Below are 11,462 nucleotides of genomic sequence, written 5' to 3'. Positions count from 1 at the left end.
GCAGGGGGGACCCTGTGGGAGAGTAGGTCGCCGCCGAACAGTTTTTGTGGGGAAGCCCCGCACCCTTGTGGTGCGGGGCTTTCTCGCGTTCAAAACCTTTTCCCTCCAGCACCTCGTTGCCGAGAATACCCCTCGGTATCCGAAGGGTATTTTCTGAAAGCGTCGGGGAGCGGCGGCAGGGTTCAGAGGCGGCCCGCTGCCTTGAGGGCCAGATAGGCGTCGGCGAGGGCCGGAGCGAGACACTCCGGGGTGGCATCGACGACCAAGACGCCGTGACGTCGGAGTTCTTCCGCGGTCCGAAGCCGTCTTGTCCGGGCCTGAGCGCCGGCTGCGGCTTCGTAGACCGCGTCCACTGTGCCCCTGGAGCGCACCATCTTTTTGATGTGCGGGTCGGCCACGGAGGCCAGCAGCACAGTGTGGCGTGGGGTCAGTCGGCGCAGGACCGGCAGCAACCCTTCTTCCACGGGAGCAGCGTCCAGGCCGGTGAGGAGCACGATCAGACTTCCACGAGGAGCGCTGGCGAGGGCGGCGGCTCCGAGCCCTTGGGCATCCGTTTCCACGAGCGCCGGTTCGATCGGAGCCAGGGCGTTGACCATGGCCGAGAGAACCTCTCCCGCGGACTTCCTCTGTATGTGGGCCCGGATACGCCAGTCGTACGCCAGCAGATCCACGCGGTCGCCCGCGCGAGTGGCGAGCGCGGTGAGGAGCAGGGCCGAGTCCAGAGAGGCGTCCAGACGCGGCACGTCCCCGACGCGTCCGGCCGAGGTCCGGCCCGTGTCCAGAACCAGGAGGATGTGACGGTCGCGCTCGGGGCGCCAAGTGCGCACCGCGACGGCGGACTGCCGTGCCGTGGCCCGCCAGTCGATGGAGCGCGTGTCGTCGCCGGGAACGTAGTCACGCAAGCTGTCGAACTCCGTGCCCTCTCCACGAGTGAGAACGCTGGTGCGGCCGTCGAGCTCGCGCAGTCTGGCCAGGCGCGACGGAAGGTGCTTGCGGCTGGTGAAAGGAGGCAGGACGCGAACCGCCCATGGGACGTGATGGTTTCCCTGCCGAGCGGCGAGTCCCAACGGCCCGAACGAACGGACCGTGACCCGTTCAGCTCGGCGGTCACCGCGCCGGGTCGGCCGCAGAAAGGTGGTCAGCCGACGACGCTCCCCGGCCGGAACCGTCAACGTATGGCGAGAGGCTGTCCGGTCCTCGACGGTGGGCCAGCTGCTCGGCGGCCAGGCGTCACGAACGTGTGCGCGCAGCCGCCGACGGGAAGGATTGGTCACGGTGAGTTGCACCTCGGCCGTTTCACCAAGTCGAACGCTTGTATCGCCGGATCGGGTGAACTGAAGCGTTCGTACTGGCGCGGCCAGGGCGTAGTCGCACAGAATTGCCAAGGAAAGCGGTGCGTTGACCGCGAGCAGGCCCGTCCAGCTGGGGGCCAGGATGCCTACGGGGAGTGCCCCCAGGGCGGCCAGCAGGGCGGTACGTCCGGTAAGGGCCACGGTCAGCGCCTCATCGGGGTACGGGGACGTGGGCGAGGACCGAGGCGATGACGGAGTCGGGGGTGACTCCCTCCATCTCCGCCTCGGGCTGCAGGTGGATGCGATGACGAAGAGTGGGGAGCGCGAGGGCCTTCACGTCATCCGGAATGACGTAGTCGCGGCCAGTGAGCCAGGCCCAGGCCCGGGCGGTCGACAGCAGGGCCGTGGCACCTCGAGGGGATACGCCGAGGGAGAGCGAGGGGGATTCACGCGTGGCACGACAGATATCGACGACATAGCCGGCGATCTCGGGTGAGACCTTGGTTCGGGCAACTGCGGCACGAGCTGCTTCCAGGTCGGCGGGCCCGGCGACGGGGCGTATGCCTGCTGATGCAAGATCGCGCGGGTTGAAGCCTTCTGAATGACGGGTGAGGACGTTGATCTCCTCGTCCCGGGATGGCAGGGGGACCGTCAGCTTCAGGAGGAACCGGTCCAGCTGGGCCTCGGGGAGCGGGTAGGTGCCCTCGTATTCGACGGGATTCTGCGTGGCCGCCACGAGAAAGGGGTCGGGCAGGGGCCTGGGGACGCCGTCGACGGTGACCTGGCGCTCCTCCATCGCTTCCAGGAGGGAGGACTGTGTCTTGGGAGGCGTGCGGTTGATTTCGTCGGCCAGGAGCAGATTGGTGAAGACCGGGCCGGGCTGGAAGGAGAACTCCGCTGTACGGGCGTCGTAGACCAGCGAGCCGGTGACATCGCTCGGCATCAGATCCGGAGTGAACTGGACGCGCTTGGTATCGAGTTCGAGCGAGGCGGCGAGAGCCCGGACCAAGAGGGTTTTGGCCACACCGGGAACGCCTTCGAGGAGGACGTGCCCTCGGCACAGCAGAGCGACGACGAGTCCGGTCACTGCCGGGTCCTGACCGACCACGGCTTTGGCGATCTCGGAGCGCAACGCTTCCAGGGACGCACGGGCAGTGTCGCCGTTCGCGAGGGGCTCGGTGGTCCCGGCGGGCACTGGGGGCGGGGCGCTCATGAGGTGCGTACCTCTCTTTCGAGGGTGTCGAGTTGGTCTGCCAGTTGCACAAGAGCCGCATCGTGGGACGGAGCGGGTCCGAAGAGCAGGTACCGGAGGCGGCTCTCGTCGCCGTCGAGGCGAGTGGAGACAGCGGGCACGAGTGTGGTGGGGGAATGGGCATCCCGGGGAGCGACGCCGAGGAGGGCGGCGATACGCCCTCGTGCGGCGGCACGCAACGAGTCGGCGGCGCGGCCGCGGGCGTTCGTCCTGCGGTAGAGGCGGGCCCGGCCCTCGGCGGACTCGGACGCGCGGATGGCGACGGGCAGCCGTTCCGTCACCAGGGGCCCCAGTCGGCGGGCCCGCCAGATGGCGGCCAGTACGGCGGCGAAGGCGAGTTGCAGGGTGCCCCACAGCCAGCCACGAGGGATCAGGTCGGTGAACCCGCGGTCGGCGTGTCCGCCATCGTGCTCGGTGATCGCGCCGGTGTCGGTGAGCGAGGGGAGGTACCAGATCAGATGGGGACGGGAGCCGAGAAGCTGCAGGGCCAGGGACGCGTTGCCCTGGTCGTCGAGGCGGTGGTTGTGGAGGAGATCGGAGGATCCGAGGAGAACGGTCTCTCCAGTGCCTTGCTCGAACAGGAGCAGGGTGGGAAGGCCGTTGCTCGGGAAGCACGCGGTGGTGGCGAGGTCGCCCGCGGCATAGCGGAAACCTCCCGTTTCGATGGCGCCCGCCCTGCGAGCAGCAGGCAGGGAGCACTCGGGGGCGCGGGGGGTCGTGGGCCCGGCGGACTTCGCGCGGACTCCGGGGACCAGGGTGCCGACCGACGGAGGGCCCGCCGCGAGAAGGACGGTGCGACCACCCGAGTGCGCGGTCCTGGCCCGCAGCTCCTCCTGCTGGTGAGGTGCCAGAAGATCAGGGGAGGTCACGAGCAGCGTGGTGTCGGGTCCGAGTCCGGTCGTGGCCTCGGCCAGGGTGGTGGCGACTTGGACGGAGACGCCGCGGTCCTTCAGGAGTTCGGCGACGGCGCGGCTGCCGTAGCGGTCGGCGGAGCGCGGGTCGAGGCGGCCCAGCTGATCGCCGGAGCGCACGGATGCCAGAGTGATTCCTGCCGCGAGGAGCACGAGGAGGGCGAGCAGCAGGCCGCGGACACGGGACCAGGCCTGGTGCGGGGTGAGGGAGGTGGAGGTGGTGGTGCCGGTCATTCGGCCGCTCCCTGGGCGGCCGTCGTCAGGAGAGGCTTCGCGGCTTCGAGATCGATGTCCAGTTCTCGCACGGACGAGTACACCTGCTGGTCCGCGGTGCGGCCGCCGTATGTGACGTCGTCGAAATCGCCGGCGGCGGCGCGAAGGCGCGTGGCGTGCGAGGGCAGCAGGCGTGCGGCTTCGGCGGCGGCCTCGTCGGCGGTGCGTCCGGGGCGCGGGTCGATCAGGGCCCGTTCCTCCAGAGAGCGCACGATGGCGCGCGTGCGTTCCTGGATCGCCTCGTTCCAGCGCTGCGCGGCCGCGTGGGTCTCGGCGGCCGCCCGGTGCTCGGCCGCCGTCCGCGGGGCGTCGTCGAAGAGGGTGTCGGTGGTGCGCACGATGCGGCGCGGGGTGCCCAGCCGCCACCAGAGCGCGACCACCGGACCGATGACCGCCAGCGCGAGCACGGCCAGGCCGAGCGGGCCGCTCGGTGCCACGCCGGAGGCCATGTTCAGGAGATCGCCGAGCCAGTCCCAAAGCTGGTCGAGGCCGCGTCGGAGAAGACCGGGATCGTTCTCGTGGTACATCGGTTCGGACAGCTCGCGCTCCGCGGCCTCACGGGCGGGGACACGCGGAGTGTCCACGGGTATGTCGCCGCTCGCCCGGACCAGTAGCCGTGTCGCCCCCGAACCCCCCACCCCCGACACGACATCAGCTCCTGGTGTCGTATCCGGGCAGACCCGCTGCCCGGGCGAGTTCGAGGTCCAGCGCCTCGCGGCGGATGCGCTGGTCGATGTAGAGCAGCGCCATCACTCCGGCGGAGAGTGGGTAGGTGATCGTCGCGGTGATCACCTGGCCGATGCCCGAGATGATCAGGTACGGCCAGGTGGAGAACATGGAGCCGTCGAAGAGAAGGGGTTCGGTCCCGCTGCTGTCCACGACCATCGCGATGATGGTGAACGGGATGGCGATGATCACGGCGACGATGGCGGTCAGCAGCCAGGTCAGAGCCAGCACGCCGAAGGTCCGCCACCACGCGTTCCTGACCAGCTTCGCGGAGCGGCGCATGGAGGTCGTGATCGATTGGCGTTCCAGCATCAGAGCCGGGGAGGCGAGCGCGAAGCGGACCATCAGCCAGAGGACGACGGCGAGCGCCGCGGGGAGGCCGATGACGACGAGGCCGGCACCAGCCGTCGAGCCGACCAGCAGACCGGGCAGAAGGCCGAGGGTCATGAGTGCGGCGCTCATCAGCGTCAGCAACATGGTCAGGCCCAGCAACTGCGGAAGCCTGGGCCGGGCCTCGGCCCAGGCGTCGGCGAGCGACACCGGGCGGCCCAGCACCGAGCGACTGATCACCACGGTCAGCACGGATGTGGTGAACAGTGTGGCGGCCAACGTGATGACCATGGACGGCACGTTGGTGATCAGCGTGGACTGAACGGATTCGGTGGCCTGCCGGAGTACCTCGGGGCCGGTGGCGTTCGGGTCCACCACGGTGGGCTCGGGCAGCAGGTAGCGCTGCATGAGAATCGTTGCGATCTGGGCGATCACGGACACGGCCAGCGTGAAGCCGAGCACGGTGCGCCAGTGGGTGCGCATCGTGGAGACCGCGCCGTCGAGGATCTCGCCGACGCCGAGCGGACGCAGCGGGATCACTCCGGGCCTGGCCGCAGCAGGCGGCTGCCCCCAGCCGGGACCCTGGGGGCCGGCACCCCAGCCGTAGCCGGGAGGAGGCACGCCCGGGCCGGTGCCGGAGGCACTCGGTGGGGACCACTGCGCTGCCGGTGGCTGGGTCGGGGACCAGTTGCCTGCCGGGCCGCTGCCGTCGACGGGCTCGGAGGGGTGGGGGACATCCGCCCCCTGGCCCTCGGAGGGGGCAGATCCGGGCGAGGCCCAGCCCGGAGTGTCGTTCATTCTCGCTCCTTAACGGTCCTGTCCGCTCATCGGCACGGCAGGTCGGCAGCCCATCGTGCCACGCGCGGCTTCATTAAGGACCGGGCGCGGTATCTCCTGCGCGCCTTCATCCGGGCCGGCTCACCGGGCAGACTGGGCGGATGGCTGATCACGACGAGCAACCGCCGGTGGGCGCCGAGCCTCCCGTCCTTTCCGTACTCCGCTGGGACGAGCTGCCGGAAGGGCCCGTGCTGGTGCTTCTCGACCAGACGCGGCTGCCCGCGGAGGAGGCCGCGCTGGTGTGCCCCGACGTGCCCACGCTGGTGCGGGCGATCCGGACACTGGCGGTGCGCGGCGCGCCGTTGCTGGGCATTGCCGGGGCCTACGGGGTGGCACTCGCCGCAGTACGGGGGGACGACATCGAAGAGGCTGCGGGGTTGCTGGCGGGTGCGCGGCCCACCGCGGTGAACCTCGAATACGGGGTACGGCGGGCCCTGTCCGCGTACCGGTCGGCAGCGCAGAAGGGGGCGGACCTGCGGAATGCCGCGCAGGCGGCGCTGACCGAGGCGAGGGCGTTGCACCGGGAAGACGCCGAGGCCAGTGCGCGCATGGCGCGGTACGGGCTCTCCCTCCTGGACGAGCTTCTGCCGGTCGGTGGGCACCGGCTGCTGACGCACTGCAATACCGGTGCGCTGGTGTCGGGTGGCAAGGGAACCGCGTTCGCGGTGGCGCTCGCGGCACACCGGGAAGGGCGGCTGAGCCGGCTGTGGGTCGACGAGACCCGTCCGCTCTTGCAGGGGGCCCGGCTGACGGCGTACGAGGCGGCGCGCAACGGCATGCCGTACAACTTGCTCACGGACAACGCGGCGGGGTCCTTGTTCGCCGCGGGGAAGGTGGACGCGGTGCTCATCGGGGCCGACCGCATCGCGGCGGACGGCTCGGTGGCGAACAAGGTGGGGAGCTATCCGCTGGCCGTGCTGGCGAAGTACCACCACGTACCGTTCATCGTGGTGGCACCCACCACGACTGTGGATCTGGACACCGCGGACGGAGAGGCGATCACTGTGGAACAGCGACGGGGGAGCGAAGTGACCGAGTTCATATTTCTGCAGGGCGGGGCGGCGGAGGAGGAAGTCGGCGGGCGGCTCGTCGCGCCTGCCGGAACCGTCGCGTACAACCCGGCATTCGACGTCACACCGCCGGAGCTGGTCACGGCGATCGTCACGGAGGAGGGCGTGGTTTCCCCGGTCACCGGGGACGGACTCGCGGAGCTGTGTGCCAGGTCATCGCAGGTAACGATTAGCTAATGGGATGATGTCGATTATGAAGGGACGCGTCCTTGTCGTCGACGACGACACCGCACTGGCCGAGATGCTCGGGATTGTGCTGCGTGGTGAGGGGTTCGAGCCGTCGTTCGTAGCGGACGGCGACAAGGCACTCGCCGCGTTTCGTGAGGCCAAGCCGGACCTGGTCCTGCTGGATCTGATGCTGCCCGGCAGGGACGGCATCGAGGTCTGCAGGCTGATCAGGGCCGAGTCGGGTGTGCCGATCGTCATGCTCACGGCCAAGAGCGACACGGTCGACGTGGTGGTGGGTCTGGAGTCCGGGGCCGACGACTACATCGTGAAGCCGTTCAAGCCCAAGGAGTTGGTGGCCCGGATCAGGGCACGCCTGCGGAGGTCCGAGGAACCGGCGCCGGAGCAGCTCACCATCGGGGACCTGGTCATCGATGTGGCCGGGCACTCGGTGAAGCGGGAGGGGCAGTCGATCGCGCTCACTCCGCTGGAGTTCGACCTGCTGGTCGCGCTTGCGCGCAAGCCGTGGCAGGTGTTCACCCGTGAGGTGCTGCTGGAGCAGGTGTGGGGGTACCGCCACGCGGCCGATACCCGGCTCGTGAACGTCCATGTCCAGCGGCTGCGTTCCAAGGTGGAGAAGGACCCGGAACGGCCCGAGATCGTGGTGACCGTCCGAGGGGTCGGTTACAAGGCCGGACCGAGCTGACATGCCTCTGGGCGGTACTGCTCCGCGGTCCGGGGAGTCGGGAGCCCATGCGGAGCGGGCTGCCGCTCCGGTGCACAGGTCGTCCCGGATCGGCCGCCTCCTCAAAGGGGGCCGGCTGTTCCACGCCCATGCGCCCGGCGGCCCGGTGCCGCGACTGCTGATGCGCTGGGTGCGGCGTCCGTTGCTGCCCGTCGTACGGCTGTGGCGGCGCAATCTCCAGTTGCGGGTCGTCGCGGGCACACTGCTCATGTCGCTCGCCGTCGTGCTGCTCCTCGGCATCGTCGTGATCGGGCAGGTCCGCAACGGCCTGCTCGACGCGAAGGGCAAGGCCGCCCAGACCCAGGCCGCCGGCGGCTTCGCCGCGGCCCAGGAGAAGGCGAACGCCCCGCTCGCCCCCGGCGGGCAGGGCAGCGGGGACACCGCGGACGGTACGACCGCCAACAACTCCTGGCGGACCGAGCTGGTCGACCAGCTCGCCAGCGGAGGGAAGAACGCCTTCAACGTGGTGGCGCTCAGCGCGGACGAGGGCACGCGCGCGCCGCGCGGCTCGGGCAGCGTCGAGGCGGCGAGTGTCCCGCAGAACCTGCGGGACACGGTCAACAAGGGCCCGGGCGCCTTCCAGACGTACTCCTTGATCCGGTACGCGAACGGGCAGGACCCGCAGCCCGGACTCGTCGTCGGCAAACGGCTCTACGACATCGACCACAACCCGTACCAGCTCTACTACCTCTTCCCGCTGACGCAGGAGGAGAAGTCGCTGACGCTGATCAAGGGCACGCTGGCGACCGCGGGACTGTTCGTCGTCGTGCTGCTCGGGGCCATCTCGTGGTTCGTGGTGCGCCAGGTCGTCACACCCGTACGGATGGCCGCGGGGGTCGCCGAGCGGCTCTCCGCCGGCAGGCTCCAGGAACGGATGAAGGTCACCGGCGAGGACGACATCGCCCGGCTCGGCGAAGCCTTCAACAAGATGGCGCAGAACCTGCAGCTGAAGATTCAGCAGTTGGAGGAGCTGTCCCGGATGCAGCGGCGTTTCGTCTCCGACGTCTCCCACGAGCTGCGCACGCCGCTGACGACCGTGCGGATGGCCGCCGACGTCATCCACGAGGCGCGCAGCGACTTCGACCCGGTGACGGCACGCTCCGCAGAACTGCTCGGAGACCAGCTCGACCGGTTCGAGTCGCTGCTCTCCGACCTGCTGGAGATCAGCCGTTTCGACGCGGGCGCCGCGGCGCTGGAGGCCGAGCCGATAGATCTGCGGCAGGTCGTACACCGGGTGATCGGCGGGGCCGAACCTCTGGCCGAACGCAAGGGCACCCGGATCAGGGTGGTCGGCGACGGCCAGCCGGTGATCGCGGAGGCCGACGCGCGCCGGGTGGAGCGCGTCCTGCGCAACCTGGTCGTCAACGCGGTCGAGCACGGCGAGGGGCGGGACGTCGTGGTGCGCATGGAGGCGGCCGGAGGCGCGGTCGCCGTGGCCGTCCGCGACTACGGGGTGGGACTCAAGCCCGGCGAGGCGACGCGCGTGTTCAACCGCTTCTGGCGGGCCGACCCGGCCCGTGCGCGGACGACCGGCGGCACCGGTCTCGGGCTGTCCATCGCCGTGGAGGACGCCCGGTTGCACGGCGGCTGGCTGCAGGCGTGGGGCGAGCCCGGCGGCGGTTCGCAGTTCCGGCTGACCCTGCCGCGCACGGCGGACGAACCGCTGCGCGGCTCTCCGATACCCCTGGAACCGGAGGACTCCCGCCGCAACCGGGAGAACCGGGAGCGGGCCCTGCCCGGCTCCGGGGGAGGACACCGGCTGACGGCGGTGCCGGTCCAGCCCGCGGACAGCGGCCGGCCGGCGCTTCCGGTGCCGTCCCGCTCCGCCTCGGTTCCCCCGGCGGTGCCCTCGGTGCATCCGGCGGCCCTGCCCGGCAACGGGGCACGAGTGGTCGCACGCCCCGCCGAGGACCGGGCGGACGGCGAACCCGGGGGCGAGATCGACACCGTGATACGGGAACAGGAGCGGGGGGACGCGAATCGTGGGATCTGACCGTCGCGGGAGCGCCCGTGGGCGCGTGCCGCGGATGTCCGCGCTGCTCGGATGCGTTGTCGTGCTGCTGTCCGCGTGCAGTTCGATGCCCGTCGGCGGGGACGTCAGGCCGGTCGGCGGCGGCTCGCAACCCGGCGACTCCCAGGTGCAGGTGTACGCCGTGGCACCGCGTGACAACGCCACCCCCAACGAGATCGTCGACGGCTTCCTGGAATCCATGACCAGCGACGACTCGAAGTACATGACGACGCGCAAGTACCTGACGCGGAAGGCCGCGAGCACCTGGAAACCGAGCGCGTTCACGACCGTGCTCACCAAGGCGCCCAACCGCAGCGACCGCCCGCTGAACGACAGAGATCCCGGCGTCACCGAACTCGCCTACACCCTGACCGGCGAGAAGGTGGCGACGGTCGACGGCCAGAGCGCGTATCAGCCGCTCGCGCCCACGGAGTACAACGAGACCCTGCACCTGGTGCGGGAGAACGGCCCGGACGGCAAGGAGTGGCGCATCGACGGCGTGCCGGACGGGCTGCTGCTCGGGCAGTCGGACTTCCGACGCCTCTACCGTTCGGTCGACAAGTACTACTTCGCCGCGGGACGGACGGTGGGGCAGTCGACACTGGTCGCCGATCCGGTCTACCTGCGCAGCCGCACGGACCCCGTCACGGGCATGGACACCGTGACGCAGGCGGTCCGCAGTCTTCTGGCGGGGCCGACCGACTGGCTGCGTCCGGTGGTCCGTTCCCGCTTCCCCGCCGGTACGACGCTGAAGAAGGACGTCACCTCACTGGCCCCGGACGACCGCAACGTGCTGAGGATCCCGCTCGACAAGAAGGCGGACGGCGCCGGGCAGAGCTCCTGCCGCATGATGGCCTCGCAGGTCCTGTACACGCTGCGGGATCTGACGTCGGCACGGATCGAGCAGGTCCAGCTGCTGCGTTCGGACGATTCCCAGCTGTGCGTCCTCGAGGCGGACCAGGCGGAGGAGTTCGCGCCCGACGGTTCGTCGAGCGGGCCGGACAGTCAGTACTACATCGACGCCAAGGGCCATGTGGAGCGTATCCCCGGCAGCACCAAGGGCAGTGGTGTGCCGGAGCCGGTGTCCGGGCCGTTCGGCAACGGACTGCGGATGGGCGAGGTCGGTGTGTCCAGGGACGAGCAGTCGGCGGCGGCGGTCTCGCGGGACAGGACCTCCCTCTACGTGTCCTCCATCGTCTCGGACGGCGAGCTCCCCCCGGCCCTGGTGACCAGCAGGGCCAAGAAACAGAACGACCGGCTGTCGGCACCGAGCTGGGACGGCCGGGGCGATCTCTGGGTGGCCGACCGGGACCCGCACAGGTCCCGGCTGCTGCGGATACCGGGAGGCACCGGTGAACCGCAGGAGGTCGCCGTGCCCAGCCTGGCCGGCAACCGGATCGAGGCCCTGCGGCTGTCCACGGACGGTGTGCGCATCGCACTCCTGGTGACCCAGGACGACGGCCGCAGGACCCTGAAGATCGGCCGGATCGAGCGCCACGGCGCGGGGGAGCCGCAGCGGCTCTCGGTGGTGGATCTGCGGCAGGCCGCACCGCAGTTGACGGACGTCACCGCGATGTCGTGGTCGGGCCGCAGCCGCCTCGTGGTGGTCGGCAAGGAGGAGGGCGGCGTCCAGCAGGTGCGTTATGTGCAGGCGGACGGTTCGACGCCCGCCTCGGGTGTCCTGCCGGGGCTGAACGAGGTGTCGTCGATCGCGGCGGCGGACGACGAGCAGCTGCCGCTGATGGCGGCGACACGCAATGACGGGATAGTGAAGCTGTCCCCGGGCGACAACTGGCAGACCGTGGTCAAGGAGGGCACGGCGCTGGTCTATCCGGGCTGAGCACACGTCG

9 protein-coding genes are annotated in these 11,462 nt (G+C 70.2%); 4 read left to right on the top strand and 5 right to left on the bottom strand.

What is annotated here, in order from left to right; all coding sequences use genetic code 11:
- Positions 1 to 182 precede the first annotated feature (182 nt).
- From ACFYXM_RS34650 to ACFYXM_RS34630, 5 genes are read right to left on the bottom strand one after another with little or no spacing between them, the layout of a single operon-like run.
- The gene (locus ACFYXM_RS34650; RefSeq protein ID WP_389295509.1) at positions 183 to 1,493 is read right to left on the bottom strand and encodes a DUF58 domain-containing protein; all 1,311 of its coding nucleotides are present in this window, start codon (positions 1,491 to 1,493) and stop codon (positions 183 to 185) included.
- A gap of 10 nt (positions 1,494 to 1,503) precedes the next feature.
- Positions 1,504 to 2,505 (bottom strand): AAA family ATPase, encoded by a 1,002-nt coding sequence (locus ACFYXM_RS34645; protein WP_389295507.1) that lies wholly within the window; start codon positions 2,503 to 2,505, stop codon positions 1,504 to 1,506.
- A complete protein-coding gene (locus ACFYXM_RS34640) occupies positions 2,502 to 3,689 on the bottom strand; it encodes a DUF4350 domain-containing protein (protein WP_389295505.1) in 1,188 nt (395 codons plus the stop codon). Before ACFYXM_RS34640 ends, ACFYXM_RS34645 begins: the two co-directional genes overlap by 4 nt.
- Positions 3,686 to 4,375, bottom strand: a complete 690-nt coding sequence (locus ACFYXM_RS34635) for a DUF4129 domain-containing protein (protein ID WP_389295503.1) — start codon at positions 4,373 to 4,375, stop codon at positions 3,686 to 3,688. The genes ACFYXM_RS34640 and ACFYXM_RS34635 overlap by 4 nt, the downstream gene beginning before the upstream one ends.
- A 4-nt stretch (positions 4,376 to 4,379) precedes the next feature.
- Positions 4,380 to 5,582: a glycerophosphoryl diester phosphodiesterase membrane domain-containing protein gene (locus tag ACFYXM_RS34630; protein WP_389295501.1), complete on the bottom strand. Its 1,203-nt coding sequence runs from the start codon at positions 5,580 to 5,582 to the stop codon at positions 4,380 to 4,382.
- 140 nt (positions 5,583 to 5,722) lie between these two features.
- Between ACFYXM_RS34630 and mtnA the strand changes: the two genes are divergently transcribed.
- From mtnA to ACFYXM_RS34610, 4 genes are read left to right on the top strand one after another with little or no spacing between them, the layout of a single operon-like run.
- Positions 5,723 to 6,868, top strand: coding sequence for an S-methyl-5-thioribose-1-phosphate isomerase (gene mtnA / locus ACFYXM_RS34625; RefSeq protein ID WP_389295499.1), 1,146 nt, complete (start codon positions 5,723 to 5,725; stop codon positions 6,866 to 6,868).
- A gap of 4 nt (positions 6,869 to 6,872) precedes the next feature.
- Positions 6,873 to 7,562: a two-component system response regulator MtrA gene (gene mtrA / locus ACFYXM_RS34620; protein WP_007448372.1), complete on the top strand. Its 690-nt coding sequence runs from the start codon at positions 6,873 to 6,875 to the stop codon at positions 7,560 to 7,562.
- A gap of 1 nt (position 7,563) precedes the next feature.
- Complete coding sequence (gene mtrB / locus ACFYXM_RS34615; RefSeq protein ID WP_389295497.1) at positions 7,564 to 9,594, top strand: MtrAB system histidine kinase MtrB; 2,031 nt, start codon at positions 7,564 to 7,566, stop codon at positions 9,592 to 9,594.
- Between the two features lie 34 nt (positions 9,595 to 9,628).
- Positions 9,629 to 11,452: an LpqB family beta-propeller domain-containing protein gene (locus ACFYXM_RS34610; protein WP_389295511.1), complete on the top strand. Its 1,824-nt coding sequence runs from the start codon at positions 9,629 to 9,631 to the stop codon at positions 11,450 to 11,452.
- The last annotated feature ends 10 nt before the right edge of the window (positions 11,453 to 11,462 follow it).

This window comes from Streptomyces sp. NPDC002476, assembly GCF_042889785.1.
GTDB lineage: Bacteria > Actinomycetota > Actinomycetes > Streptomycetales > Streptomycetaceae > Streptomyces.
Note: the sequence above shows the minus strand (reverse complement) of the source record. Positions and strands in the feature narration are given on the sequence as shown.